The organism is Citrobacter sp. Ca225 (assembly GCF_030337175.1).
In the GTDB taxonomy this organism is placed as follows: domain Bacteria; phylum Pseudomonadota; class Gammaproteobacteria; order Enterobacterales; family Enterobacteriaceae; genus Citrobacter_A; species Citrobacter_A amalonaticus.
The window spans coordinates 1-25,144 of sequence record NZ_JAOWCD010000100.1 but is presented as its reverse complement, the minus strand read 5'-3'; the positions used below and the strand labels follow the sequence as shown (position 1 = coordinate 25,144).

General features: G+C 54.5%; 27 protein-coding genes and 2 pseudogenes. 10 read left to right on the top strand and 19 right to left on the bottom strand.

The window, feature by feature from the left end; all coding sequences use genetic code 11:
- Positions 1 to 17: 17 nt before the first annotated feature.
- Positions 18 to 1,319: a two-component system sensor histidine kinase RstB gene (gene rstB, locus OGW13_RS20790; protein ID WP_044254624.1), complete on the bottom strand. Its 1,302-nt coding sequence runs from the start codon at positions 1,317 to 1,319 to the stop codon at positions 18 to 20.
- Positions 1,320 to 2,066 (bottom strand): two-component system response regulator RstA, encoded by a 747-nt coding sequence (gene rstA / locus OGW13_RS20785; RefSeq protein WP_043000771.1) that lies wholly within the window; start codon positions 2,064 to 2,066, stop codon positions 1,320 to 1,322.
- Positions 2,067 to 2,192: 126 nt separating this feature from the next.
- On the opposite strand from rstA, the gene OGW13_RS20780 reads away from it, so the two are divergent.
- A complete protein-coding gene (locus OGW13_RS20780) occupies positions 2,193 to 2,528 on the top strand; it encodes a GlpM family protein (protein ID WP_042319174.1) in 336 nt (111 codons plus the stop codon).
- Here the strand turns inward: OGW13_RS20780 and folM are convergent.
- The 3 genes from folM to ydgH form a co-directional block, all read right to left on the bottom strand.
- Positions 2,525 to 3,247, bottom strand: coding sequence for a dihydromonapterin reductase (gene folM, locus OGW13_RS20775; protein ID WP_043000770.1), 723 nt, complete (start codon positions 3,245 to 3,247; stop codon positions 2,525 to 2,527). The two genes, OGW13_RS20780 and folM, sit on opposite strands and share 4 nt — an antisense overlap.
- Positions 3,248 to 3,305: 58 nt before the next feature.
- Positions 3,306 to 4,688 carry an amino acid permease gene (locus OGW13_RS20770; RefSeq protein ID WP_287116434.1) on the bottom strand — a complete coding sequence of 461 codons (1,383 nt, stop codon included), beginning with the start codon at positions 4,686 to 4,688 and terminating at the stop codon, positions 3,306 to 3,308.
- A 186-nt stretch (positions 4,689 to 4,874) separates the two neighbouring features.
- Positions 4,875 to 5,819, bottom strand: coding sequence for a DUF1471 family protein YdgH (ydgH, locus tag OGW13_RS20765; RefSeq protein WP_043000768.1), 945 nt, complete (start codon positions 5,817 to 5,819; stop codon positions 4,875 to 4,877).
- Between the two features lie 526 nt (positions 5,820 to 6,345).
- On the opposite strand from ydgH, the gene pntA reads away from it, so the two are divergent.
- Together pntA and pntB are read left to right on the top strand one after the other, a co-directional pair.
- A complete protein-coding gene (pntA, locus tag OGW13_RS20755; RefSeq protein WP_090050073.1) occupies positions 6,346 to 7,875 on the top strand; it encodes a Re/Si-specific NAD(P)(+) transhydrogenase subunit alpha in 1,530 nt (509 codons plus the stop codon).
- A gap of 10 nt (positions 7,876 to 7,885) precedes the next feature.
- Positions 7,886 to 9,274 (top strand): Re/Si-specific NAD(P)(+) transhydrogenase subunit beta, encoded by a 1,389-nt coding sequence (gene pntB / locus OGW13_RS20750; RefSeq protein WP_043000766.1) that lies wholly within the window; start codon positions 7,886 to 7,888, stop codon positions 9,272 to 9,274.
- Positions 9,275 to 9,322: 48 nt separating this feature from the next.
- Here the strand turns inward: pntB and OGW13_RS20745 are convergent, their stop codons facing one another.
- The gene (locus tag OGW13_RS20745; RefSeq protein ID WP_043000765.1) at positions 9,323 to 10,357 is read right to left on the bottom strand and encodes an AI-2E family transporter; all 1,035 of its coding nucleotides are present in this window, start codon (positions 10,355 to 10,357) and stop codon (positions 9,323 to 9,325) included.
- Between the two features lie 136 nt (positions 10,358 to 10,493).
- Here OGW13_RS20745 and OGW13_RS25900 point away from each other — a divergent pair, with 136 nt between their 5' ends.
- The 3 genes from OGW13_RS25900 (at position 10,494) to mdtI (ending at position 11,453) form a co-directional block, all read left to right on the top strand.
- Positions 10,494 to 10,664, top strand: a complete 171-nt coding sequence (locus OGW13_RS25900) for a protein YdgV (protein WP_080343303.1) — start codon at positions 10,494 to 10,496, stop codon at positions 10,662 to 10,664.
- 110 nt (positions 10,665 to 10,774) lie between these two features.
- Positions 10,775 to 11,137, top strand: coding sequence for a multidrug/spermidine efflux SMR transporter subunit MdtJ (gene mdtJ, locus OGW13_RS20740; RefSeq protein WP_287116433.1), 363 nt, complete (start codon positions 10,775 to 10,777; stop codon positions 11,135 to 11,137).
- Entirely contained in the window at positions 11,124 to 11,453 is a 330-nt protein-coding gene (mdtI, locus tag OGW13_RS20735) for a multidrug/spermidine efflux SMR transporter subunit MdtI (RefSeq protein WP_043000763.1), read from the top strand. The genes mdtJ and mdtI overlap by 14 nt, the downstream gene beginning before the upstream one ends.
- 39 nt (positions 11,454 to 11,492) lie before the next feature.
- On the opposite strand, the gene OGW13_RS20730 is transcribed toward mdtI, so the two are convergent.
- The 4 genes from OGW13_RS20730 to OGW13_RS20715 all read right to left on the bottom strand — a co-directional run bounded on the left by OGW13_RS20730 (position 11,493) and on the right by OGW13_RS20715 (position 14,554).
- Positions 11,493 to 12,314 carry a trypsin-like serine peptidase gene (locus OGW13_RS20730; protein ID WP_287116432.1) on the bottom strand — a complete coding sequence of 274 codons (822 nt, stop codon included), beginning with the start codon at positions 12,312 to 12,314 and terminating at the stop codon, positions 11,493 to 11,495.
- Between the two features lie 101 nt (positions 12,315 to 12,415).
- Entirely contained in the window at positions 12,416 to 12,499 is an 84-nt protein-coding gene (ydgU, locus tag OGW13_RS20725) for a small membrane protein YdgU (RefSeq protein ID WP_099434124.1), read from the bottom strand.
- Between the two features lie 94 nt (positions 12,500 to 12,593).
- Positions 12,594 to 12,920, bottom strand: coding sequence for an acid resistance repetitive basic protein Asr (asr, locus tag OGW13_RS20720; RefSeq protein WP_043000761.1), 327 nt, complete (start codon positions 12,918 to 12,920; stop codon positions 12,594 to 12,596).
- A 149-nt stretch (positions 12,921 to 13,069) separates the two neighbouring features.
- Positions 13,070 to 14,554, bottom strand: coding sequence for a carboxypeptidase M32 (locus OGW13_RS20715; protein WP_044254608.1), 1,485 nt, complete (start codon positions 14,552 to 14,554; stop codon positions 13,070 to 13,072).
- Positions 14,555 to 14,608: 54 nt separating this feature from the next.
- On the opposite strand from OGW13_RS20715, the gene OGW13_RS25775 reads away from it, so the two are divergent.
- On the top strand, positions 14,609 to 14,779 hold the full coding sequence (locus OGW13_RS25775) for a KPN_01571 family protein (RefSeq protein WP_216081517.1): 171 nt from the start codon (positions 14,609 to 14,611) through the stop codon (positions 14,777 to 14,779).
- A 53-nt stretch (positions 14,780 to 14,832) separates the two neighbouring features.
- On the opposite strand, the gene ynfM is transcribed toward OGW13_RS25775, so the two are convergent.
- The gene (gene ynfM / locus OGW13_RS20710) at positions 14,833 to 16,086 is read right to left on the bottom strand and encodes a multidrug efflux MFS transporter YnfM/SxtP(Kp) (protein WP_043000759.1); all 1,254 of its coding nucleotides are present in this window, start codon (positions 16,084 to 16,086) and stop codon (positions 14,833 to 14,835) included.
- 121 nt (positions 16,087 to 16,207) lie between these two features.
- Between ynfM and ynfL the strand changes: the two genes are divergently transcribed.
- The 3 genes from ynfL (at position 16,208) to bioD (ending at position 19,277) form a co-directional block, all read left to right on the top strand.
- Positions 16,208 to 17,107 carry a multidrug efflux transcriptional activator YnfL/SxtR(Kp) gene (gene ynfL / locus OGW13_RS20705; RefSeq protein ID WP_287116431.1) on the top strand — a complete coding sequence of 300 codons (900 nt, stop codon included), beginning with the start codon at positions 16,208 to 16,210 and terminating at the stop codon, positions 17,105 to 17,107.
- 128 nt (positions 17,108 to 17,235) lie between these two features.
- Positions 17,236 to 18,456, top strand: coding sequence for a sugar metabolism global transcriptional regulator Mlc (gene mlc, locus OGW13_RS20700; RefSeq protein ID WP_043000757.1), 1,221 nt, complete (start codon positions 17,236 to 17,238; stop codon positions 18,454 to 18,456).
- Between the two features lie 125 nt (positions 18,457 to 18,581).
- Positions 18,582 to 19,277, top strand: a complete 696-nt coding sequence (gene bioD / locus OGW13_RS20695) for a dethiobiotin synthase (RefSeq protein ID WP_043000756.1) — start codon at positions 18,582 to 18,584, stop codon at positions 19,275 to 19,277.
- Here bioD and OGW13_RS20690 read toward each other — a convergent pair.
- From OGW13_RS20690 to OGW13_RS20655, 8 genes and pseudogenes are all read right to left on the bottom strand, one after another.
- Positions 19,233 to 19,358 (bottom strand): annotated as a pseudogene (locus OGW13_RS20690) (hypothetical protein); the annotation flags it as partial. The gene bioD and the pseudogene OGW13_RS20690 sit on opposite strands and share 45 nt — an antisense overlap.
- A gap of 2 nt (positions 19,359 to 19,360) precedes the next feature.
- Positions 19,361 to 20,506, bottom strand: coding sequence for an osmoprotectant ABC transporter ATP-binding protein OsmV (gene osmV / locus OGW13_RS20685; RefSeq protein ID WP_200040808.1), 1,146 nt, complete (start codon positions 20,504 to 20,506; stop codon positions 19,361 to 19,363).
- Entirely contained in the window at positions 20,506 to 21,153 is a 648-nt protein-coding gene (osmW, locus tag OGW13_RS20680) for an osmoprotectant ABC transporter permease OsmW (RefSeq protein WP_043000754.1), read from the bottom strand. The genes osmV and osmW overlap by 1 nt, the downstream gene beginning before the upstream one ends.
- Before the next feature lie 9 nt (positions 21,154 to 21,162).
- Positions 21,163 to 22,065, bottom strand: a complete 903-nt coding sequence (gene osmX / locus OGW13_RS20675; protein WP_058588038.1) for an osmoprotectant ABC transporter substrate-binding protein OsmX — start codon at positions 22,063 to 22,065, stop codon at positions 21,163 to 21,165.
- A gap of 28 nt (positions 22,066 to 22,093) precedes the next feature.
- Entirely contained in the window at positions 22,094 to 22,804 is a 711-nt protein-coding gene (gene osmY, locus OGW13_RS20670) for an osmoprotectant ABC transporter permease OsmY (protein ID WP_043000752.1), read from the bottom strand.
- 293 nt (positions 22,805 to 23,097) lie between these two features.
- Positions 23,098 to 23,712: pseudogene (gene dmsD / locus OGW13_RS20665) on the bottom strand (Tat proofreading chaperone DmsD).
- Between the two features lie 42 nt (positions 23,713 to 23,754).
- Positions 23,755 to 24,612: a dimethyl sulfoxide reductase anchor subunit family protein gene (locus OGW13_RS20660; RefSeq protein ID WP_287116430.1), complete on the bottom strand. Its 858-nt coding sequence runs from the start codon at positions 24,610 to 24,612 to the stop codon at positions 23,755 to 23,757.
- 1 nt (position 24,613) lies between these two features.
- Positions 24,614 to 25,144, bottom strand: a 531-nt coding sequence (locus OGW13_RS20655; protein WP_150547221.1) for a DMSO/selenate family reductase complex B subunit, incomplete at its 5' end; no start/stop codon positions are given.

Genomic DNA, 25,144 nt, shown 5'->3' with positions numbered 1-25,144 from the left:
CTACCGTGCGAATAGCGTCAGCCAGCGGTTAATTCCGGAAGTGTGTGCCAGATCGGCCAACAAAAGCTGAAGCGAGCGCCACCCAGTTCACTTTCCCCGCAGCTCACCGTGCCACCCATCGCCTGGGCGATGGAATAGACAATCGCCAGACCCAGACCGCACCCGCCGGTGGCGCGGTCCCGACTCGGATCCAGACGGACAAAAGGCTCAAAAACAGTCTCCCTGGCTTCCGGGGCAATGCCCGGTCCGTCATCGTCGACAGTCAGCGTGGCGAAACGATCGCTGAGCTGCAGGCTTATCTGCACCGTGGACTGGCAGTAGCGCAGCGCGTTGTTCAGCAGATTATCCAGCACGCGCTCCATCAGTCGCATATCCAGCGCACCGTAGTTGCCCCGGGCGAGATGCGGAACCTGCAATGTCCGATCAGGATTCACGCTTTGCACATCATCAATATGCGCTGTGAGCCAGGCCGGGAGATCCGGCTCGCTAAGATGCAGTTCATTCTGCGGCCTGTCGAGGCGGGCGTAAGTTAACAGCTCCTCAATTAAGGCTTCGAGCTGTCCGATATCGCGATTGAGTGCCAGAGATTCTTGTTCCGTGAGATTTTCACTCATCTCCAGTCGGTAGCGAAGGCGAACCAGCGGGGTGCGCAATTCATGGGCAATCCCGTCGATCAGCTGTTTTTTACTGGCAATCAACGCATTGATATTGTCCGCCATCTGATTAAAAGCAATGCCCAGCCGTTCAAAACTGGAGCCGCTGTCAAAATGCAGTCGTTCACTGAGATGACCTTTACCGAACCGCTGGGCGGCGGCTTCCAGTCGCAGCATTTCCTGCCAGTGTGGACGCATCCAGATAAACACCGGAAAGGCCAGTGAGATGGCGATAAACGCCATCAGCGCGATATCCAGCAGGCGCATCTGATGGAGAAAATAGAGATAGGGTACGGGACCCACGGCCAGCACGTAATGACTGCGCGGAATGCGCTGAATGAAGGTGTACTGATCGTCGAGTGCAATGATGTCGCCTTCACGCAGACGCTGCATACTCTGATCATCCAGCGTGAATTTTGTCAGTGGCTCAACGCGCAGGTCAAAAGAGAGATTGAGGTCCATCTCTTTGAGCGTTTTACCCCAGTCGCGCGGCGGGATCTCGCGTAACTCGCTGCGCATCAGATACAGCGAGCTTTTCATCAGGTCATCGAGCGACTGCCTGCCAGCCCGCTCTGCGGTGAATTTATACACCAGCCCGACCAGCAGGGTCATCACCAGAAAGCAGACAAACAGCAGGAGATAAAACTGCACGAACAGTTTCTTCATTTACATCCCCGAATGCCGTGATGGCACATCATCCCAGGCGTGCGGGGCAAACAGATAGCCTTTATTGCGTACCGTTTTAATACGATAGGGTTCAGCCGCATTATCGAGCAGTTTCTTACGCAGACGCGAAATGGCGACATCGACGCTGCGATCCATGCCGTCGTAGCTTACACCGCGCAGATTTTTCAGCAGCGCATCGCGGTCCATAATCTGACCGGCGTGCGTGGCGAGTTCCCATAGCAGCTCGAAATCCGCGGTGGAAAGTATAACCTGTTCACCACTGAGCAAAACGACACGGTTGATGGGGTCGATAGTCAGGGAACCAAAGCGCAGCGTTTTATGCGGCGTGACGGCGGCAGGCTGAATCCCTTTGCTATGGCCTGACTGATCGCTCTGTCGCAGATGCAGCCGCAGACGGGCCAGCAAGACCGCTGGTGGCGTGGTCTTCAGAATGTAATCGCAGGCGCCCATTTCCAGCGCCAGGATGTGGTTCATGTCGCTGTCCAGCGAAGTGAGGAGGACGATAGGGCCCTGCCATTGCCCTTGCAGGTCACGACAGAGGGTCATGCCGTCTTTACCGGGGAGCATAATATCCAGCAATACCAGGTCCGGCTGAACCTGGAGGATCCGCGCTTCAGCCAGATCGCCACGCGGCTCGACAATCACATCGAAATCATGTTTAGCCAGATAGGCCGCAATGAGCGCGCCGACCTCAGGATCGTCTTCAACAAATACAATCGTGTTCATCGTCTTGATTGCCGATCAAAAACGTCAACATACACCGCCGGGGCGTTACCTTCCATTAATCTTTCCTAAACGGTGATGCTTCCGTTATGCTGGTTGCTGATGTTATTGATGTGTAAAGGCAAGGTAATGGGACTCGTGATTAAAGCCGCGCTGGGTGCGCTGGTGGTGGTGTTGATTGGGTTGCTGGCAAAAACGAAGAATTACTACATTGCAGGGCTCATCCCGCTGTTCCCGACATTCGCGCTGATTGCCCATTATATCGTGGCCAGCGAGCGGGGCATTGACGCGCTAAGAACGACCATTGTCTTCAGCATGTGGTCGATTATTCCCTATTTTGTCTATCTCGTTTCGCTGTGGTATTTCACCGGTTTTCTGAAGCTGCCAGTGGCGCTGGGCGGGGCAGTGATCTGCTGGTGCCTGAGCGCCTGGCTGCTGATCTTTTGCTGGGTCAAACTGCACTAACGCAGATGACGGCCACCGTCTACGGCGAAGCTACGACCCGTCACAAAACAACTGGTTAGCAGATAATCGATTAAATCGATCACCTCCTTTTCCCCCGGAGCCGTTTTCATCAGCGATTTGTTTAGCGCCTGCTGGCGGTACTCGGCGTCATCCCCCTCGTTAAACAGGATCAGCGAAGGGGCAATGGCGTTGACCTTCACCTCTGGCGCGAGCTTGCGGGCAAATGAACGGGTCATATTATCCAGCGCCGCTTTACTGGCGGCATAAGCGATATGCTTGTCACTGCCTTTCTCCACAACGTAGTCGGTAAAGTGAATGATGTCAGCGGCGGCGTGACCATGCCCGCGTAGCATGCCTTCGAGCGCATGGTTAAGCAGATAGGGGGCATTGACGTGGATTTGCATCATACAGGCCAGGACATCAGAGAGCGGTGTTCCCGGCTTCTCTGCCATCCATGCGCTGGCATTGTGGACGATGGCGCGCAGACCGCTGGCGCGTTCTTTTACCGTATCGGCGAAGGTAAGAATGCCTTCATTGGTGGAGAAATCAGCCTGAATGCACAGGGCGCCCGCTTTGGTCAGCCCGTCAATCGCCGGATAATGCGTCCGGTAACTGACGATCACCGGCTGTTTCTGGTTGATAAAGTGCCAGGCAATGGCGAGGCCGATACGGCGGCCACCACCGGTCACTAAAATGGGCAGAGGGTGTTGGGTTCCCATCGAAAAACTCCTTATGCGCCTGCGAATCAGGCTATTAGCGTCAAACGATGGGATGCGTTTACCCCACCAGCAGCCAGGTCGCCGGTACGGCGGCAACCAGCAACAGACCAATCAGAACCATTTCCTGTCGGTTCAAAACGTTATCATGCGTATGCGTCTTACGAGCATACAGGAACACCAGCAGACCCGGAGCATAAAGCACCACGGAGAGCAGCAGGTGCATCGGCCCGGAAGCATACAATAACCATAAGCCATAAATGCATGCACCGACACCTACCGCCTGATGAAGCGGACGGGTGGCGATTTTCAGCAGGAAGGCGCCGACGAGGAAATAGGGGACCAGAATCATCTCTGAGGCGATGGTCAGCAGCGTGTTGTAATCCGAACCGGTTAGCCAGATCAGCACCAGACAGACCTGAACGCAGAGGTTGGTGAGCCACAGTGAAGCCGATGGCGCGCCTTGCGCATTTTGACGGGCGAAAATCCGCGGGAAGGCTTTATGCGTTGAGGCAAGGAACGGGACTTCCGCCGCCATAATCGTCCAGCTCAGATAGGCTCCACAAACGGAGACAATCAGACCCGCCGCAATGATAATCTCACCCCACGGCCCCATCATTTTGACCATCAGACCTGCCATTGACGGGTTACGGATCTCCGCCAGTTCCGGGCGGGCAACTACGCCAAGCGAGAGCAGAGTGACCAGCAGATAAACGGCAAGCGCAGAGAGCACCGCTAACAGCGTGGCGCGACCGACATCATGTTTGTTACGCGCCCGCGCCGAGACGACGACTGCGCCTTCCACACCGATGAATACCCACAGCGTGATGAGCATCGTGTTCTTAACCTGTTCCCAGACCGGGACACCCAGCGCGAGGCCGGTAAAGTCGAGGCTGAAAACCTCAAGCTGAAACGCCATAAAGGCCAGCAGGATAAACAGACCGAGCGGCAGCAATTTCGCCAGCGTTGCCACCAGGTTGATGCTGGCCGCCGTTTGTACGCCGCGCAGCACCAGAAAATGCACCACCCACAGCAGAATCGACGCACCGACGATCGCCTGCCAGGTATTGCCGTCGCCAAACAGACGCCACTCCGGCGTATCGGTGAAGAAACTGAGAGCAGAGAAGACAATGACCAGATAGGAGACGTTGGCAATCACCGCGCACAGCCAGTAGCCCCAGGCCGAGCAGAACCCGATCAGCTCACCGAAACCTTCGCGGGCATAGGTGAAGATGCCGCCATCCAGTTCGGGACGGATACGGGTCAGGATTAGCATGGCAAACGCCAGCAGCAATATCCCGGCCCCGGTAATCGCCCAGCCAATAAGTAACGCCGACGGGCTGGCGACAGCGGCCATATTCTGCGGCAGACTGAAAACACCTGCGCCAAGCATTGAGCTTAAAACCAGCGCGGTGAGAGCGCTCAGTCCCAGTTTCTTTTCCATGGTTATCCCGTGGTACAAACGATCGATGGAGAATAATTATTGTGGCAAAGCGCATAAAAATGGTGAAAGCCACTAAGGCGCGGGATTTTACGGAGAGAAGAGACTGCATGCAATGATCAGAGGAAAATTTGTGCCTGATAAAGCGAAAGGCGGCATAAAGCCGCCTTATTTTATGACCGGAGAGCCTTATTTATACAGATCGGCGCTGATGGTCATGTTGTTACCACGTTCCTGCCACTGGCGGGTAATGTGGTAATACTTAGCCCCTTGCTTCGCTGCACGCTTGGCAACCTGGTAAGAGACTTCAGTCATGCTGCTGTAGTTGCCGGTGAACTTGATGCTGTCGAACGGCACCATCATGGCCGCCGTGGCTTTGTTCAGCTCTTCAACTTTGGTGCCATCCGGAAGAGTGACAGTGTAACGCCCACCTTTCGTGGATTGCGTTTCGAAGAAACGTCCAACTTCAGAACTCGGCGACGCGGTAGTTGCAACGCCAGGAATTTCGACGTTTTTCGCCGCTTCGCCACCGGCAGCTAACGCTGCGCGACCGGCATCGGAATCCGCCGGGATCGCGTCAGGGCTCTGCACCACGCGTTTCTTCGCATCTTTTTTATAGATAAAAGCTGTAATGCGCTGGTTACCGCCCTGGTTCGCATCGATCTGACGCACGATGTAGAAGGCGTAAGCGTCTTTTTCTTTTGCCGCTTTGGTGATGGCATCATTCACTTCCGGCTGGCTGCGGTAGAAACCCTGTACCGTAACGGTATCATACGGTTCCAGCATGACGGCTTCTGATTTTGGCAATTCAACCACGCCATTGATCACGCGGTTCTTGCTGGCTTCCGCTTTCTCGGCGTCGGCTTTGTAGAAGTCTGCAACAACACGCCAGTTACCGCTGTTACCAAAATCAGATGTATCGACAACATAAAATGAGGCGGCGCCTTCTTTATCTGCGCGGCGGTTAACGGCCTTCACCGCATCGCCAATCGCATTAAAACGGCCTGTGACCGTGACACGGTCGTAAGGTTTCAGTGCTGCCGCTTGCTCCGGCGTCAATTCTGTTGCTGCGTTTACGGAAAAAGCCGTCGCAGAAAGAAGTGCGGACGCCAGGAGTGTGTTCTTAAGCTTCATAAAAATAATCCTTCGCCTTGCGCAAACCAGGTACTGGTATTGTTATTGACTAGAAACGTGGCTGATTATTGCATTTAAACCCGGTGACTGTCTGCGTGATTTTTCAATCGACACAGCAGATGAGGTCACAAGGTCGATAACAAATTATGATATGTCGAAAAAATGGTCATTTCACAGTAAAAACTGATGAACGTACTGAATTTTATAAGTTAATTTAATGTTAATTAGTTGATCTGCCGTGGCGCTTAATCATGTTTTGCCACATCGTATGAGCGATTTATGGGCCTTTCACCACGAATTTAAGGTCATTATCCCGGTCAGAAGGCTGAATCGTTCCTGTTTTGCTGATAACCCGACAAATACTGTTTTTTGGCGCTAGATCACAAGCGCTATTTTCAGTACGTTATAGAGAGTTTGTTACTGTTTTATTTTTCCGGGGTAACCTATACCTCCTGCGTGAAATTGCCTGCGCAATTCCACGTTAACTGACAAACCATCATCAAAAATACCGATGGAAGGGAACATTATGCGAATTGGCATACCAAAAGAACGGTTTACCAATGAAACCCGCGTAGCAGCGACGCCGAAAACGGTTGAGCAACTGCTGAAGTTGGGTTTCACCGTCGCGGTTGAGAGCGGCGCGGGTGGACTGGCGAGTTTTGACGATAAAGCTTTTGTAGAAGCGGGCGCGGAAATTGTCGATAGCAGCGCTGTCTGGCAATCAGAGATCATTCTGAAGGTTAACGCACCGGAAGATGCAGAAATTCCGTTACTCAATCCGGGCACCACGCTGGTCAGCTTTATCTGGCCTGCGCAGAATCCAGAGTTAATGCAAAAGCTCGCCGAGCGTAATGTGACGGTGATGGCAATGGATTCTGTACCGCGTATTTCACGTGCGCAGTCGCTGGATGCATTAAGCTCGATGGCAAACATTGCCGGTTATCGGGCGATTGTGGAAGCCGCACACGAGTTTGGCCGCTTCTTTACCGGGCAGATCACCGCTGCGGGTAAAGTCCCTCCAGCCAAAGTGATGGTGATCGGGGCCGGTGTTGCTGGTCTGGCCGCCATAGGCGCTGCGAACAGCCTGGGCGCGATTGTGCGTGCCTTTGACACCCGTCCGGAAGTGAAAGAACAGGTCCAGAGTATGGGCGCTGAATTCCTCGAACTGGATTTCAAAGAGGAAGCGGGAAGCGGTGACGGTTACGCCAAAGTGATGTCTGAAGCGTTTATCAAAGCGGAAATGGCGCTGTTTGCTGCGCAGGCAAAAGAGGTCGACATTATTGTCACCACTGCGCTGATTCCGGGTAAACCAGCACCGAAACTGATCACCCGCGAAATGGTTGATTCCATGAAAGCGGGCAGCGTGATTGTCGATCTGGCGGCGCAAAACGGCGGGAACTGCGAATACACCGTCGCCAATCAGGTCACAACCACGGCCAACGGCGTTAAGGTGATCGGTTATACCGACTTGCCAGGGCGTCTGCCGACACAGTCTTCACAGCTGTACGGCACCAACCTTGTTAATCTGCTTAAACTGCTGTGCAAAGAGAAAGACGGCAATATCACCGTTGATTTCGACGACGTGGTCGTGCGTGGCGTCACGGTCGTGCGTGACGGCGAAATTACCTGGCCGGCACCGCCGATTCAGGTATCTGCTCAACCGCAGGCCGCTGCGAAAGCCGCACCGGTTGCAAAAGAGCCGGAAAAACCGGCATCGCCGTGGCGTAAATACGCGCTGATGGCGCTGGTGATCATTCTGTTCGGCTGGCTGGCAGACGTCGCGCCGAAAGAGTTCCTCGGTCACTTTACGGTGTTCGCACTGTCTTGCGTGGTGGGCTACTACGTGGTCTGGAACGTCTCTCATGCTCTGCATACGCCGCTGATGTCCGTGACCAACGCCATTTCGGGGATCATCGTGGTTGGCGCGCTATTGCAGATTGGCCAGGGCGGCTGGGTTAGCTTCCTGAGCTTCATCGCGGTCCTGATTGCCAGCATCAATATTTTCGGTGGCTTCACCGTGACTCAGCGCATGCTGAAAATGTTCCGGAAAAACTAAGGGGTAACACATGTCTGGAGGATTAGTTACAGCTGCATACATTGTTGCCGCGATCCTGTTTATTTTCAGTCTGGCGGGACTTTCAAAACATGAAACGTCTCAGCAGGGTAACAACTTCGGTATCGCCGGGATGGCGATTGCGCTGATTGCCACGATTTTTGGCCCGGACACCGGCAACGTTGCCTGGATCCTGGTGGCAATGATCATCGGCGGCGCGATTGGTATTCGTCTGGCGAAGAAAGTTGAAATGACCGAAATGCCGGAACTGGTGGCGATTCTGCACAGCTTCGTCGGCCTGGCTGCGGTACTGGTCGGCTTCAACAGCTATCTGTATCACGAAGCGGGCCTTGAGCCGATTCTGGTTAATATTCACCTGACCGAAGTGTTCCTTGGCATCTTTATCGGTGCGGTGACCTTTACCGGTTCAGTGGTGGCATTTGGTAAGCTGCGCGGCAAGATCTCTTCTAAACCGCTGATGCTGCCGAACCGTCACAAAATGAACCTCGCGGCGCTGGTGGTCTCTTTCCTGCTGCTGGTGGTTTTTGTCCGTACCGAAAGCGTTGGCCTGCAGGTCCTGGCACTGCTGGTGATGACCATTATTGCGCTGGCGTTTGGCTGGCACCTGGTGGCGTCCATTGGCGGGGCGGATATGCCGGTCGTGGTCTCCATGCTGAACTCCTATTCGGGTTGGGCGGCAGCGGCGGCGGGCTTCATGCTGAGCAACGATCTGCTGATCGTGACCGGTGCGCTGGTGGGTTCTTCCGGTGCGATTCTGTCTTACATCATGTGTAAGGCGATGAACCGCTCGTTCATCAGCGTGATTGCAGGGGGCTTTGGCACCGATGGTACAGCGTCCAGTGGTGATGAAGAAGTGGGCGAACACCGTGAGATCAGCGCAGAAGAGACTGCGGATATGCTGAAGAACTCGCATACGGTGATCATCACCCCGGGCTACGGCATGGCGGTGGCGCAGGCACAGTATCCGGTCGCGGAAATTACCGAGAAGCTGCGCGCGCGCGGTATCAAGGTACGTTTCGGCATCCACCCGGTGGCAGGTCGTCTGCCTGGTCACATGAACGTACTGTTGGCGGAAGCGAAAGTGCCTTACGACATCGTGCTGGAAATGGACGAGATCAACGATGATTTCGCCGATACCGACACCGTGTTGGTTATTGGCGCGAATGATACCGTGAACCCGGCGGCGCAGGACGATCCAAACAGTCCTATCGCTGGGATGCCGGTGCTGGAAGTGTGGAAAGCGCAGAACGTAATTGTCTTCAAACGTTCGATGAATACCGGCTACGCCGGTGTGCAGAACCCGCTGTTCTTCAAAGAGAACACCCATATGCTGTTTGGCGATGCCAAAGCCAGCGTGGATGCGATTCTGAAAGCGCTGTAATCCGTTGTTCTGTTGAAACGGCCTCTGCGGAGGCCGTTTTTACGTCGGTCACTTTTTATTTGCATCGCCTAACAGAATGGCAATACTTTGCCCACCAACGGATTGTTCCAGCGCAATCTTGACGATAATGGTCAGCGGTACCGAAAGCAGCATCCCCACCGGACCCAGCAGCCAACCCCAGAAGATCAACGACAGAAACACCACCAGCGTAGAGAGCCCCAGACCGCGTCCCATGATGCGTGGTTCAAGGATATTGCCGAACACCAGGTTGATGATCAGATAGCCCGCCAGCACCACCAGCGCATCGTACAGGCCGCCAAACGCCAACACCTGAATGATGGGCGGGATCGCCGCCAGCACTGAACCAATGTTTGGGATGTAGTTGAGTGCAAAGGCCAACAGCCCCCAGATAAAGGCGAATCGAACGTCCAGTGCCGACAGCATGCCCCAGACCACCAGCCCGGTGACCAGACTGATTGCCGTTTTCAGCACCAGATAGTGCGATACGCTATCAATGGCGCGCTGAATGGCGGCCATCCCCTCGACCGGACGGACCATAATCTGCTGGAATTTAGTGGGGAGTTGCGGCACTTCCAGCAGCATAAAGACCACTGTCAGCAGGAGTAAAAATATCGATGACATGGCATTGGTTAATTGCGCCAGCAAATTGGTGATCAGGGTCATCGCCGCGTTGGGGTCAATATACTTCACCATCTCATCCACGGAGACGCCGATGCCTAAGCGGACCAGCCAGGGCTCGAGGTTTTTCAGCGGAATGACCAGTGAGGAACGATACTGGGGCAGGGTGCGCGCCAGTTCGTTGAGGGACGTTCCGAGGTAAGCCAGCAGTAACACCATCGCCATGACGATGATGATCACCAGCAAGGATATCGCCAGCACGCGCGGAACGCGCAGTTTCACCATCCGCTGTACCAGCGGGCTGAGGACGACGGCAATAAATAACGCCAGAATAAATGGCACAATAATATCCGCCGCAAAGCGGATACCGGTAAGAATGATCACCAGCATTCCCAGCATAATGACGATCTTAAGACCGTTCAGCGTGATGATTGGTTTTGCCATGGAGCGTCCTGTATTTTTCTGCTTGCCGCGTATAATAATGTGATTGTGGTCGAATCGTCCTGTGAAAAATCAAACGATTCGGGTAAAGAAGTGAAAAGGTTTTGAGTTAATTCCTGGCCTATGATACAAATCAGGCGTGTTCAACTACCGAGGACAATTATCATCCGCGATGACGAGAAGCAACACTGCGGATAATTGTAATATTATGGACAATATGTTCAGGACGTTTTTTTCTACACAAATTCTTCTTCGCACTTCCTCCTCTTTCCTGCTTGCAGGTGAGCAGCACTGGCGCAACGCGCTTTAGTCCCTTCTTCTGTTCGAGCTGACGCTACGCGTCTGGCTAACTGATTTTATTTTCTGGTTTGCAGCGTTGTGCAAGCCCACAGGATTATATTCTCAAGCAGGAGAAGCACCATGTTTTACTGGATTTTATTAGGTCTGGCGATTGCCGCTGAAATTACCGGCACATTGTCGATGAAATGGGCAAGCGTAAGCGATGACAACAGCGGGTTTATTTTAATGCTGGTGATGATCGCCGCCTCGTATATTTTCCTCTCTTTTGCCGTTAAAAAAATCGCCCTCGGTGTGGCTTACGCATTGTGGGAAGGGATCGGTATTTTATTTATTACGCTGTTTAGCGTGTTGTTATTTGATGAGCCGCTGTCGGTCATGAAAATTGCCGGTCTGGCAACGCTGGTAGTGGGGATCGTGTTGATCAAATCCGGTACCCGCAAGGTGCGTCAGTCAACGAAAGAGGTGACCCATGCAACAGTTTGAATGGGTTCACGCCGCCTGGTTAGGGATGGCGATCGTGCTGGAAATTATCGCCAACGTCTTTTTAAAATTCTCTGACGGCTTTCGTCGGAAATTGTACGGTATTCTCTCGCTGGTCGCGGTACTCGCCGCCTTCAGTGCGCTTTCACAGGCGGTAAAGGGCATTGACCTGTCCGTTGCCTACGCGCTGTGGGGGGGATTTGGTATCGCCGCGACGCTGGCTGCCGGATGGATACTGTTCGGGCAACGTCTGAATCATAAAGGCTGGATCGGCGTTGTGTTGCTGCTGGCTGGCATGGTGATGATTAAACTGGCCTGATGTATCGCTGCCCGCGATTCGCGGGCAGTACAATGCGCCTTATTGTTCCCCGGCCAGCGCATCCAGTTTTTCCCGAAATCCCGTCACCGAGATCGCCCGGTTATCTGCGCGCCAGCGATCTTTCGCCGCCGGGGCGGAACTCTGAACGCCGATTAACTGCCAGCCCGCCTCGGTTTTCAGCATCAGCGGTGAACCGCTGTCGCCCGGCAGCGTGTCGCACTGGTGAGATAACACCGAACTTTGCGCCCAGCCGGTGACGATACAATCCTGATGAGAATAGAGTGTATCCAGATGATCTTCCGGATACCCCGACTGCGTGACCTTGCGTCCGGCCTCTTTGAGTGCGGCGGTTAGTGCCGCTTTATCGCCCTCAAACAACGGTAACGGCGTGATGCCGGAAGGGGGATAGCGCAGAACGATCAGGCCAAAGTCCCAAGACGCGGCTGCCGGTGGCACAATCCAGCCGTCGCCATCGGGCTTCAGACGTTTTCCCAGACCGGGATCCACCCGGCCTTCAATACCGTGAATTTCATAACGCCAGAGACCTTTTTTCGAGACAAAACGCAGGACGACGGCTTTATCCGGTTTCCCTTTTGGCGGCGTTAACAAGCAATGTCCGGCAGTGAGCGCCAGATGTGGGGAGATGAGCGTTGCGGTGCAGAGGTTACCGCTGGCGGTTTCCAGTTGTCCGATGGCATCCCACGGCGATAGAGTCGGATCGCTTACCGGCGCGCGATCGTCCTGACCAAAAAATAACGTTTTGATTTCACTGGTCCCGGTATCCGCGTCAGGCTTATCCGCATGCGCAATACCCGATGAAAAGCACAACGAACCCAGTAATACAGTAACGGTTTTACGCATATCACACTCTGTGTGGGTAATTATGATTATTAAAAGAGAACCCTCAGTAATTACTATAGACGTAACGGCGTAAAAGTGAGAGAAAAATCAGAGTACTACGATCAGGAAAGATAAAAGCGGGCGGCTATGAGCGCACATAAAATAAGCGTGATAAGGATGAACTCAAAGCGATAACGGCGCACCATGTTACCCTCCGAAAAGGACGGCGCTAAACCGGGAAAGCGTTCAGCGCCGTTGAAGAATGGCGCAAGGGTTCGCGCCAGTTTACACAGTCAGGATTTAAGCAGCCGGTTGAGCGGCAGGTTTAGCGGCCGGTTTCTGGCTGTGTTTTTTGGTGTGCTTTTTAGCGGCTTGAGCTTTCTGTTCAGGGGCCTTTTGCTCAGTCGTGGCTTTGGCTTTTTTCACGTGTTTTTTCGCGGCCTGCGCTTTTTGTTCTGGCGCTTTCTCGGTAGTCGCTTTGTGATGTTTTTTATGATGTGTGGTTTTGGCCGGCGCCGCTTTTGCAGCAGGCGCTGCAGCCGGTGCAGTTGATGTAGTGTCAGCCGCAAACGCCGCAGAAGACAGACCCATAGCAGCGGCAACAACCAGAGCTAATACTTTTTTCATTCTCATACCCTCGATTTGGTTTTTCATTCAACCCCACTGCGGGGCCGTTGAAATCACTATATCGCTGGATGCTGTGCGCTTCCGTGAGTCATTGGTTTCGGCGTGTAACGATATGTACAACGCCGGGCGCAGCGGCCCGGCGAGGGGATTTACAGATAGCGAGATTCAAGATGGGCGCGGAAATGACGGCTGCTCAATGCTTCTCCGGTAGCCTGAGTAATCAACTGCGCCGTGGTAAAGCGACTGCCGTGCTGCCAGATGTTCTGTTGCAGCCAGTCAAACAAGGCGCTGAAATCGCCGCCTGCAATCTGCTGACTGAGATCCGGCAATGCGCGATTCGCGGCGCTGAACAACTGTGCGGCATACATCGCGCCCAGCGTGTAAGAAGGGAAGTAACCAAACCCGCCGTCCGTCCAGTGAATGTCCTGCATGCAGCCGTCGCGATAGTTCCCTTTTGTTGACAGGCCCAGCCAGGTCTGCATTTTTTCGTCCCACAGCGCCGGAATGTCGTCCACCTCAATATCGCCATTGATCAATGCGCGCTCAATCTCATAGCGCAGGATGACGTGCGCCGGGTAGCTGACTTCATCCGCATCCACGCGGATAAAACCGGGTTTCACTCGCTGGTTCCAGGCAATGAAATTTTGCTCTTCAAAGGCAGCCTGATCGCCAAAATGACGCTTCACGGCAGGTAGCAGCCGCCTTAAAAATGCATTGCTGCGTCCTACCTGCATTTCAAAAAACAGACTCTGGGATTCGTGGATCGCGGTGGAGCGGGCAAGGGCGACGGGCTGACCCAGCCAGTTACGCGGCAGGTTTTGCTCATAGCGGGCGTGGCCGGTTTCGTGGATCACGCCAAACAGGGCGCTGAGTAATTCGTTTTCGTCATAGCGCGTCGTGATGCGCACATCTTCCGGCACGCCGCCGCAGAAGGGATGTGCGCTGATGTCGAGGCGACCGGCATTAAAATCGAAACCGAGTACAGACATTGTCTCCAGTCCCAGTTCGCGCTGAACGGCAGTCGGGAAGGGGCCAACAGGGGCAATCAGCGACTGCGGCGACTGGCGGGCAACCACGCGGTTGAGCAGATCCGGCAGCCACGATTTGAGATCGGCAAACAGGCCGTCCAGCTGTGCGATGGTCATGTCCGGCTCGTAAATGTCCAGCAGCGCGTCATAGGGAGAACAACCTTTCACGTCGGCGCGCAGTCTGGCCTCTTCGCGGCTCAGTTTCACGACTTCTTTTAAATTCGCAGAGAATCCCTGCCAGTCGTTGGCAGGACGCTGACTGCGCCAGGCGTGCTCACAGCGACTGCCGGCGAGAGATTTGTCCTCCACCAACGACTCCGGTAACAACGCGGCCTGGGTATGCAGACGCGTCATTTCCCGCAGATTGGCCTGTTCCACATCATTGAGATCCTCCTGGGCGGCAGCGGCAAGCCATTGCGCCACTTTCGGTTCGGTCAGGATTTGATGTTCCAGAACGCTCAGTTCCGCCAGCGCTTCACCCCGCGCCGCACTGCCACCGGGTGGCATCATGGCGAACATATCCCAACTGGCGATGGCGGAGAGGTGCGAGAAGCGAGAGAGACGCAGGAAGGTGCGGGTAAGTTGTTGATAGTTTTTGTTGTCCATGTAACCTCTTCGACGTAACAGGCGGGTTGAGTTCCCCCACCATAATGGGTAGTTATGTTTATCGATAGCCTTTTTTATAGTAGCCAACGGGAACATCGTACCCGTTCAATAACAATAAACACACACAGCAAAATGAATCCACTCCACTGGGTTGTCTTTGCTCTTCTGGCACTGGATGCCGTCAGAGAATTGATGGGCTTTTCATCAATCTTAGGAATGTGGTAACCACTGTTGGTTGAGAGGCGAGAAGCCCGGTGAGCCCGGGCTTTTCTTTCAGACTAGACGTGAAGACGGTGATGCAGTCGTGTGCCGACCAGAATAGCCAGTACCAGCATAATCGCGATAAATCCCCCAACGCCGTTCCAGCCATAGTTATGCCAGAACACACCGCCGAGCGTACCGGCGATACTGGACCCCAGATAATAGCTGAACAGATACAGCGAAGAGGCCTGGCCTTTGGCGCGACGCGCACGCGGCCCTATCCAGCTACTGGCCACCGAATGCGCGCCAAAGAATCCGGCTGAAAAGAGCAGCATTCCGGCGAAAATCAGCCACAGCGAACTGAACAACGTCATTAACAAACCGAACAGCATCACGACGGTGGAAAAGAGCATCACCGGACCGCGCCCGTAACGTACCGTCATCGAACCGGCCTTCGGTGAACTCCAGGTTCCGGTCAGATAGGCGACGGAAAGCAAACCGACCACAGCCTGACTGAGTTCCCACGGTGAAAGCATCAGACGATAGCCGATGTAGTTAAACAGGGTGACGAACGACCCCATCAACAGAAAGCCTTCGGCAAACAGCAGCGGCAGTCCCTGGTCGCGCCAGTGGATCCGGAAATTAATAAACAGCGTTTTGGGGCGCAGCGACGTGGGCCGGAAGTGGCGTGATTCTGGCAGTATTTTCCAGAACATCAGGGCTGATGCCAGCGCAAAGCAGCCAATAGCAGCCAGCGCAATACGCCAGCTAAAGAAATCGGTAAACACGCCGCTAATCAGACGTCCGCTCATCCCGCCAATCGAGTTGCCGCTGATGTACAACCCCATTGAAAATGCGACAAAACTGGGGTGAATCTCCTCACTCAGATAGGTCATCCCGACCGCCGCCACGCCGCTGAGTGAAAGGCCGATCAGCGCGCGCATCACCAGAATGCCATGCCAGCTGGTCATCATTGTCGAGAGCAACGTACAGCAGGAGGCGAGCAGCAACGCGGTCACCATCACCGGCTTGCGCCCGATGGCATCCGAAAGCGGACCGGTAAACAGCAGGCCAACGGCTAACATTCCGGTGGAGATCGACAGTGAAATACTGCTGCTGGCGGGAGATACGCCAAACTCATGGGACAACACCGGCAGAATAGGCTGGACGCAGTACAGCAGGGCGAAAGTCGCCAGTCCGGCAGAAAAGAGCGCCAGCGTGACGCGCATAAAGGCAGAAGTACCGCGTTGAATAAACTGAACCGGCTGAGAAATGCGTTGGTCGTCAATATCGCTCGCCGTCGCGTCATTGACAGTAGTAGTACGACTCACTGGAAATCCTTGCGCAACAAACCCGTGTTTTGAGGGGACGGGCATAACCTTGTTGAGTAGAGTAGGAAAATCTCATTATTCTGTCTAATATATTAATAGTCTCAAATAATACGTTTAAAATATGAATATTGAACTGCGTCACCTTCGTTACTTTGTTGCCGTGGCGGAAGAACTGCATTTTGGGCGCGCCGCAACCCGACTGAACATTTCGCAGCCACCGCTGAGCCAGCAAATACAGATGCTTGAGCAGCAGGTCGGCGCGCGCCTGCTCGCGCGAACTAACCGTAGCGTCGCCCTGACCGCCGCTGGCAAGCAATTTCTCGCCGACAGTCGGCAGATCCTCGGGTTGGTCAATGATGCCGCCGCCCGTGCGGAGCGTCTGCATCAGGGGGAAGCCGGAGAGTTGCGCATCGGTTTTACCTCGTCGGCACCGTTTATCCGCGCGGTGTCGGATACCCTGTCGCTGTTCCGCCAGAAATACCCGGATATGCATTTGCAGACCCGCGAGATGAACACCCGCGAACAGCTGGCGCCGTTGAGCGAAGGGGCGTTGGATCTGGGGCTGATGCGCAATACCCCGTTGCCAGAGAGCTTGCATCATGAGGTGATTTTGCATGAACCGCTGATGGCGATGATCCCCAGGGTTTTCCCGCTTTCGCAAAAGCCGGTGGTGACGCTGGCCGAACTGGCGAAAGAGCCGTTTGTCTTCTTTGACCCGCACGTCGGAACGGGTCTTTATGACGATATTCTCGGCATGATGCGCCGTTACCAGTTGACGCCGGTGATTACCCAGGAGGTCGGTGAGGCGATGACGATCATTGGGCTGGTCGCTGCCGGATTAGGGGTGTCGATCCTTCCGGCCTCGTTTAAAAAAGTGCTGCTCAATGAGATGTGTTGGGTACCGATTGCGGAAGACGATGCGGTTTCGGAAATGTGGCTGGTCTGGTCGGCGCATCATGAACCAAGCCAGGCGGCGCTACGCTTTCGTCAGCAATTAATTCAGGCCGTCAGGAACGCTTAAATTCATTTAATAACGGCTGAAAATGTGCAGTTAATCACACGGCTAAGTAAAAAGTTGACGTTGTGTATTGAAGTGCTTCACCATAGCCTACAGATTATTTCGGAGCGCGAAAATAAAGGGAGTCAGAGGTGGTTGCTGATAGTCAGCCTGGGCACATCGATCAAATAAAGCAGACCAATGCGGGCGCCGTTTATCGGCTGATTGATCAGCTGGGACCGGTATCGCGTATTGATCTTTCGCGTCTTGCGCAACTGGCACCCGCCAGTATCACGAAGATTGTGCGTGAAATGCTGGAAGCGCATCTGGTCCAGGAACTGGAAATTAAAGAAGCGGGGAGTCGCGGACGCCCGGCAGTGGGGCTGGTGGTGGAAACCGAAGCCTGGCACTATCTGTCCCTTCGCATCAGTCGTGGAGAAATCTTTCTCGCCCTGCGCGATCTCAGCAGCAAGCTGGTCGTAGAAGACTGTCTTGAACTGCCGCTCAACGATGAAACGCCGTTGCTGGCGCGTATTGTCACGCTGGTCGATCAGTTTTTTATTCGTCATCAGCAGAAGCTCGAACGTCTGACTTCCATTGCCATTACCTTACCCGGCATTATCGATACCGAGAATGGGATCGTGCATCGTATGCCGTTTTATGCCGATGTGAAAGAGATGCCGCTCGGTGATACGCTGGCGCAGCACACCGGCGTGCCGGTCTACATTCAGCATGATATCAGTGCCTGGACGATGGCAGAGGCGCTGTTTGGCGCGTCCCGCGGTGCGCGCGATGTCATTCAGGTGGTCATCGATCATAACGTTGGCGCCGGGGTGATTACCGACGGTCATTTACTGCATGCGGGTAGCAGCAGCCTGGTGGAGATTGGCCACACCCAGGTCGATCCTTACGGAAAACGCTGCTACTGCGGCAACCACGGCTGTCTGGAAACCATCGCCAGCGTGGAAAGTGTGCTGGAGCTGGCGCAACTGCGACTGGCGCAATCCATGAGCTCTTCGCTTCACGGCCAGCCGTTGACGGTCGATTCGCTGTGTCAGGCGGCGTTGCAGGGCGATTTGCTGGCAAAAGACATTATCAGCGGCGTGGGGACCCACGTTGGCCGTATCCTTGCCATTATGGTCAATCTGTTCAATCCGCAAAAAATACTGATTGGATCGCCGCTCAGTAAAGCTGCAGACGTGTTGTTTCCGGCGATTGCGGACAGCATCCGCCAGCAGGCGCTACCGGCCTACAGCAAAAATATGGTCGTTGAGAGCACACAGTTCTCTAATCAGGGGACAATGGCGGGAGCCGCGCTGGTAAAAGACGCGATGTATAATGGTTCTTTGTTGATTCGTCTATTACAGGGTTAACATTTTTTAACTGTTCTACCAAAAATTGCGCTAACTCAAGCTGATTCCACCGGGCATACCTTAGACTTTCTCCACTGTATTATTTTCCTGGCTTATATTTTCGAAGCATAACGGTGGAGTTGGTGATGCTGAAGCGTTTCTTTATTACAGGTACAGACACTTCTGTTGGGAAGACGGTTGTTTCCCGCGCATTGCTACAAGCGTTAGCGTCGGGGGGGAAAAGCGTTGCAGGATATAAACCGGTTGCGAAAAGCAGCAAAGAGACGCCCGAAGGGTTGCGCAACCGGGATGCGCTGGTGCTGCAAAGCGTGTCGACGTTGGAATTACCCTATGAGGCGGTTAACCCCATCGCCCTGAGCGAAGATGAAAGTAGCGTGGCCCACAGTGGCCCAATCAATTACACCTTGCTTTCTAACGGGCTGGCTAGCCTGAGCGAAAAGGTTGATCATGTCGTGGTTGAAGGCACGGGTGGCTGGCGCAGCCTGATGAACGATCTGCGTCCACTGTCCGAATGGGTGGTGCAGGAGCAGTTACCGGTGTTGATGGTGGTCGGTATTCAGGAAGGCTGTATTAACCATGCGCTGCTGACGGCTCAGGCGATCGCCAATGACGGTTTACCGCTGATCGGTTGGGTCGCTAACCGTATTAATCCGGGTCTGGCACATTACGCAGAGATTATCGATGTACTGAGCAAAAAACTGCCAGCACCGCTGATTGGCGAACTGCCTTATTTACCGCGTGCCGAGCAGCGTGAACTCGGACAGTACATTCGCCTGTCAATGCTGGGTAGCGTGCTGTCGGTCGACAGAATCATGGCGTAACGTCCCCGACAGGACAGACGCAAACACCCAGGCCATCAATAAACCGGGGAGCAAACGATACTCCCCGGTCATTTCACAAACCCTCACTCTTCGTGAATGTTCAACGCCCGGCGGGTACGTCCGGAACTGAGATAATCGGCGATGTAATCCTGTGAGATCTCACCGTTGTAGCGTCCTTCCTCGTCAACGATCGGCATCCAACTGGTATTACTTTCATACAGTTTGGAGAGCACAATCCGCAGGTTATCTTCGGCTTTACCGGTAATACGGAAGGGATGAAGGATATCTGCGCAGGTGCCGCTGGACTGGCGCGCCTCGCGACGTTTCACAAAGCCCAGTGGTTTTCCTTCGCCATCCACCACCGTAATGGCGCGAATATCGTTGTCATCCATAATGCCAAAGGCTTCCTTCAGCGACGTGGACGGCTGAGCAGTCAGCGTCGGTTGTTGATCGGTCACATCGCCCGCCGAAACCAGCAGCAGACGCTTAAGCGTGCGGTCCTGACCGACGAATGAACCGACAAAATCGTTGGCCGGTTTGGCCAGCAGTTCATCGGGGCTGGCGCACTGGACAATCCGTCCCTGACGGAACACGGCAATGCGATCGCCAAGTTTCAGCGCCTCATCGATATCATGACTCACCAGCATCACGGTTTTTTTCAGCGCACGTTGCATCTCAAGGAACTGATTCTGGATCACTTCGCGGTTGATGGGGTCGACGGCGCCAAACGGCTCGTCCATCAGCAGGACCGGCGGATCCGCCGCCAGGGCGCGAATCACGCCAATACGCTGTTGCTGACCGCCGGACATTTCTTTCGGATAGCGATGCAGAAACTTTTTGGCATCCATCGCCACCATCTCCATTAATTCTTCGGCGCGGCTTTTACAGCGGGCTTTGTCCCAGCCCAGCATGCGGGGGACGACCGTGATGTTCTCTTCAATCGTCATATTGGGAAACAGGCCAATTTGCTGGATCACATAGCCAATATTACGGCGCAGGGTCACGGTATCCATCTCATTGGTATTTTCACCGTTTATCAGGATGTTGCCACTGCTCGGGGTAATCAGACGGTTAATCATCTTCAGGGTGGTGGTCTTACCGCAGCCCGACGGCCCCAGCAGAACACACATTTCTCCCTCCGGCACGTTCAGATTAACGTTATCGACGGCCTTCAGCGGCTGACCCTTTTTCTGTGAAAATTGTTTGGTGAGGTTTTCCAGTTTTATCATTATCGTATCCCCTTAGGTGTCAGAACGACTTGCAGGCGGTGTAACAGCCAGTCGAGCACAATCGCTAAAAAACAAATCATCAATGCACCGGCAATCAGCATGCGAATGTCGCTGCCGCCGATGCCGTTCAGTAACAGTAATCCCAGGCCGCCTGCGCCGATCACCGCGGCAATTGCCATAACGCCGATATTCATGACCACGGCGGTGCGGATACCGCCGAAAATCACCGGTAATGCCATCGGGATCTCCACCCAACGCAGGCGCTGCCAGAAGGTCATGCCGATACCGCGACCCGCTTCGCGTAAGCCCGGCGGGAGGTTGTCCAGCGCGGTATGGGTGTTACGCACGATAGGCAGCAGCGAGTAAAGAAACACGGCGGTGATGGCGGGCAGTGCGCCAATTCCGTGACCGATCAGCGAAAACAGGGGGATCATCAACCCGAACAGGGCGATAGAGGGAATTGTCAGCAGCAGCGTCGCGACGCTTAACACCGGCGTTGCCAGCCATTTGTGGCGGACAATCAGGATCCCCAGAGGCACGCCAATCACAATCGCCAACCCAACCGCCAGCGCCACTAGCCACAGATGCTGATAGGTGAGCATCGCCAGATAACCCGCGTTATCCATCATGTAGTGAATCGTATCCATATGCGCTCCTTACAGCAGGTTCTTTTGTTGCAGGAATTCACGAGCAACCTGCTGAGGTGACTGGTGATCGATATCGACCTTCGCATTCAGCGAACTGATCACGTCATTGTTCAACTGGGCCGAGAGGGTATTGAGCGCCTCAGCAAGTCCCGGATGGGCTTCCAGCGTCTCTTTACGCACCACCGGCGTGACAGCGTAACTTGGGAAGAAGCCCTTATCATCCTCCAGTACTTTGAGATCAAACCCTTTCACACGGCCGTCAGTGGTGTAGATGAGACCGGCGTCAACAAAGCCATCACGAATGGCGTTGTAAACCAGTCCGGGGTCCATCTGGCGGATTTGCGGCCGGTCGAGATCCATCTGGTAAGCCTGTTGCAACGGCTTCATTCCGTCGCTACGTCCGGCAAATTCCAGGTCGAGACCCAGCAGCCAGTTGTTATCGGGATCGGTCTGGCGAATGTGTTCAATTTTCGCCACCATCTCCGACATGGTGTTGATGTTCTCCGCTTCGGCACGTTTGCGCTGCATGGCGAAGGCGTAGGTGTTGTTCATATCTGCCGGTTTCAGCCATACCAGTCCCAGTTTGGCATCAAGGCGTTTTACCGTGTCGTATGACTCCTGCGGGCTCATTCGCTTATTGATGTGGTTGAAAATAATCAGTGAAGTGCCGGTGTATTCCCATGTCATATCAATCTGTTTATTGATCATCGCATTACGCGAAATCACTGTGGCGATATTGGTCTGCGGCTGAACCTGAAATCCCTTTTTTTGCAGATACTGAACGGTCATTGCCGAGAGAATGTGCTGCTCGGTAAAACTTTTGGTGGCGAGAATAATCGGGGCCGCCTGAGCCTGGGTGCTGATGAACAGCGCGGCGGCGAACCATCCCAGCCATTTTTTCTTGAGATTCATTTAGCGCTCCTTGTTCTTATCATTGCCATCAGGCCGTATGTGGGCTCAGGACGCGCCCAAGCCAGGCGAGCAGACTGTCGAGGATCAGGGCGAATAGCGCGGTGGCGGTGGCTCCCAGAATCAATGTCGGGAAGTCGTTAAGATAGATGCCAGGGAAAATCAGTTCGCCGTAGCTGCTGGCGCCAATCAGAAACGCCAGCGGGGCAGTACCGACGTTGATCGCCGTGGCAATGCGGATCCCGGAAAGTATTACCGGCCAGGCGTTGGGGATTTCTACCTGACGCAACCGTTGCCATTTCGTCATACCGATGCCGTTTGCCGCTTCAATCAGCGACGACGGTACAGAACTCAATCCTGCCCAGGTGTTACGCACAATCGGCAGCAACGACGCCAGAAACAGCGCAACGATGGCAGGCATGTCACCAATGCCGATAATCACCATCGCCAGCGCGAGAACGGCCAGCGGGGGCAAGGTATTGCCAATATTGAAGATCTGCATGACATATTCGGCAATACCGCGGGCGGCGGGGCGACTAAGCAAAATACCGCTTGGAATACCGACCAGCAGGGCAAAAAACATCGAGGTAAGGACTAAAATCAGGTGCTGTTGACCGAGATAAAGCAAATCAACCTGACGCGATTTGAGGGTATCGATGCCAATTCCCCATACCAGCAGCGCCAGTAGCAGAATGATGGCAATACTAAAGCCCAGCACGCGGGTTAACGTGGATGTGTGCATTGCAGTGTGTCTCCCTGTTTGCATGCGTTATGGCGGCGAAAAATCGTCGCATGTTGTTATGCCATGGTTTGGCAGGGTGTTTTGAGCTATAGCAACAGGGTGGGAAGGATTCCAGCGGGAAGGTGAATTAGATACGCAGACGATTAATCGGCAAACGCGATTTGGCCTTATGCCGTAAAGGATAAGCAGGGTATGTAAAGAATTGTCTTAAAAACGCTGATAAAAAGTGACACTGTAACAATTGCAAATAATGCAGGTATCAGAAAAGGCAGGAAAAACCTGCCTTATAAACGTTAGCGGAACAGCGTTTTTTCCGCGATCGGCATCAATAACTGAGACTGCCACTGTGCCAGAGTATGGCGGGCCAGTTCACCAAGCGCCTGATAAAAAGGATGTCCGGCGTTCTCAATGAACACGTCGAGAAAGCGGAATGACCAGGGGAACAGATGCCACGCCAGCAGTTGTTCGCATTCGCTGTGTCGGCCACTTTCCGCCAGCCATGCCGCCATCAGCAATAACGAGCCGAAATGATCTTCGGGTTCGTTCTGCTCTGTCTCGACGTGAATACCGTTGTCGCGCATCCACTGACGCAGGGCCAGCGTCGATTCGCCAAACAGGACATTTTCACGATCTAGCCAGACCGATCCCCAGGGCGGCGACGGTAACGCGTAGGGTCCCACAAACAGGCGCTGGAATGCCTCGGGAAGTGACTCATCGCTGACGCGTGTAAAGTCCGTTGCCAGCGGGGACAGGGTTTCCGCTGCCAGCGGCCATTGTGTCTGTCAGTCATCAGCGGTTAACGCAGACACCAGAGGCGCGGCTTCGGCGCTGTCGGGGGCGTAGTAAAACAGCGCCCCCAGCACGCGTGCCGTCATCGCAAAATCATCACGTTGAGTAAAATCAGTCATCTGAAACATCCTGAAAAGTGCGGGTTTCCCCGCACGGATTTGTTAACCTGCCACCGCCATACCGACGGTCATATGCAGGCCATAAAACAGGCCGCGGCCAATGATTTCGCCGCCAAGCACGAGGAGCAGCCCCAACAGCAACCCGGCGACATGCGGCTCTTTACGGCGTACCAGCGGGCAGATCCAGCAGCCCAGTCCGGCAGCGACCAGCACCACGCGCCATACCTGCAGAGAGGCGTAATCCGGCACCAGCGCGGAAGCCTGCTGAACCGAACTGTGAATGGTCGCCAGCGACATTCCCTGCAGGACGATGACCGCCACGCTGACCAGCAAGGCCAGCACGCTGATACTGGCAAACAGGGTACCATTAAAGGTGACGCGGGCCGCCCGCAGCAGCAATGCTGCGAACAGCGGGCCGCTGAGCAACGCCGTCAAGAAGAACGCCAGCGTCGTATAGCCAGTATACCAGGTCGGCACGGTATCAATCAGGTAAACGCGGGTCATCGCCCAGACGAAGACGATCCCCAGTACCATGCTGACCAACAGCCAGAATTTCCCCAGCGCGAGCGGCATTTTACCCAGAACGGCGACCAGCCACCAGATTCCACCCACGGCGAAAAAGACGGAGCCAGCGGCAATTTCATTGCTCAACCCGGATGCGCCAATGCGATTGAGGGAGTTGAATGCCCGCATCGGCGACCCCAGGTGCATGATTGACGCCAGGAATCCCAGCCCCATCACCAGCCAGAGGAAAAACATGCTGCGAACCAGACGTTGCCGGGCGGCGGCATCGTCTTTCATTGCCAACCAGCCAAGTCCACTAACAATCAGCGCGCCTACGACGCACTGGCCGAGTACGGTAAACAGCACCAGCGGCCATTCATGCCATCCACTTCCCATCTTACACCTCCTTCGGATTCGCCAGATAACCGGTGGTATCCCCGGTCGGGCGGCTGTTGGCATTCGGTTTGATCACAATACTCGGCTTCGTAAAGTGTGCGCCAGGCAGCGGAGCAACCGCCGCCAGATCGCCGTGTTTCTGACGCAGTTCGTCAACAGGACCGAAATCCAGCGCACGTAGCGGACAAGACTCGACACAGATCGGTTTCTTGCCTTCCGCCACCCGGTCATGACAGCCGTCGCATTTGGTCATGTGGCCTTTGGCGGCGTTGTACTGCGGCGCGCCGTACGGACAGGCCATATGGCAATAACGACAGCCGATGCAGACATCTTCATCCACCACCACAAAGCCGTCTTCCCGTTTGTGCATCGCCCCGCTCGGACAGACCTTGGTACAGGCCGGATCTTCACAGTGGTTACAGGCAATAGAGAGATAATAGGCAAACACGTTCTGGTGCCAGACGCCGTTGTCTTCCTGCCAGTCTCCGCCCGCATATTCATAAATGCGGCGGAAGCTGACATCCGGGGTTAA

Bases quoted from the DNA above. Each gene is read 5' to 3' on its own strand.
- asr (WP_043000761.1), bottom strand. From the start codon at position 12,920: ATGAAAAAAGTATTAGCTCTGGTTGTTGCCGCTGCTATGGGTCTGTCT.
- pntA (WP_090050073.1), top strand. From the start codon at position 6,346: ATGCGAATTGGCATACCAAAAGAACGGTTTACCAATGAAACCCGCGTA.
- pntB (WP_043000766.1), top strand. From the start codon at position 7,886: ATGTCTGGAGGATTAGTTACAGCTGCATACATTGTTGCCGCGATCCTG.
- mdtI (WP_043000763.1), top strand. From the start codon at position 11,124: ATGCAACAGTTTGAATGGGTTCACGCCGCCTGGTTAGGGATGGCGATC.
- rstA (WP_043000771.1), bottom strand. From the start codon at position 2,066: ATGAACACGATTGTATTTGTTGAAGACGATCCTGAGGTCGGCGCGCTC.
- OGW13_RS20770 (WP_287116434.1), bottom strand. From the start codon at position 4,688: ATGGAAAAGAAACTGGGACTGAGCGCTCTCACCGCGCTGGTTTTAAGC.
- OGW13_RS20745 (WP_043000765.1), bottom strand. From the start codon at position 10,357: ATGGCAAAACCAATCATCACGCTGAACGGTCTTAAGATCGTCATTATG.
- folM (WP_043000770.1), bottom strand. From the start codon at position 3,247: ATGGGAACCCAACACCCTCTGCCCATTTTAGTGACCGGTGGTGGCCGC.
- osmV (WP_200040808.1), bottom strand. From the start codon at position 20,506: ATGATAAAACTGGAAAACCTCACCAAACAATTTTCACAGAAAAAGGGT.
- osmW (WP_043000754.1), bottom strand. From the start codon at position 21,153: ATGGATACGATTCACTACATGATGGATAACGCGGGTTATCTGGCGATG.
- OGW13_RS20780 (WP_042319174.1), top strand. From the start codon at position 2,193: ATGGGACTCGTGATTAAAGCCGCGCTGGGTGCGCTGGTGGTGGTGTTG.
- bioD (WP_043000756.1), top strand. From the start codon at position 18,582: ATGCTGAAGCGTTTCTTTATTACAGGTACAGACACTTCTGTTGGGAAG.
- rstB (WP_044254624.1), bottom strand. From the start codon at position 1,319: ATGAAGAAACTGTTCGTGCAGTTTTATCTCCTGCTGTTTGTCTGCTTT.
- ydgH (WP_043000768.1), bottom strand. From the start codon at position 5,819: ATGAAGCTTAAGAACACACTCCTGGCGTCCGCACTTCTTTCTGCGACG.
- osmX (WP_058588038.1), bottom strand. From the start codon at position 22,065: ATGAATCTCAAGAAAAAATGGCTGGGATGGTTCGCCGCCGCGCTGTTC.
- mdtJ (WP_287116433.1), top strand. From the start codon at position 10,775: ATGTTTTACTGGATTTTATTAGGTCTGGCGATTGCCGCTGAAATTACC.
- OGW13_RS20730 (WP_287116432.1), bottom strand. From the start codon at position 12,314: ATGCGTAAAACCGTTACTGTATTACTGGGTTCGTTGTGCTTTTCATCG.
- OGW13_RS20715 (WP_044254608.1), bottom strand. From the start codon at position 14,554: ATGGACAACAAAAACTATCAACAACTTACCCGCACCTTCCTGCGTCTC.
- OGW13_RS25775 (WP_216081517.1), top strand. From the start codon at position 14,609: ATGTTTATCGATAGCCTTTTTTATAGTAGCCAACGGGAACATCGTACC.
- osmY (WP_043000752.1), bottom strand. From the start codon at position 22,804: ATGCACACATCCACGTTAACCCGCGTGCTGGGCTTTAGTATTGCCATC.
- ynfL (WP_287116431.1), top strand. From the start codon at position 16,208: ATGAATATTGAACTGCGTCACCTTCGTTACTTTGTTGCCGTGGCGGAA.
- ydgU (WP_099434124.1), bottom strand. From the start codon at position 12,499: ATGGTGCGCCGTTATCGCTTTGAGTTCATCCTTATCACGCTTATTTTA.
- OGW13_RS20660 (WP_287116430.1), bottom strand. From the start codon at position 24,612: ATGGGAAGTGGATGGCATGAATGGCCGCTGGTGCTGTTTACCGTACTC.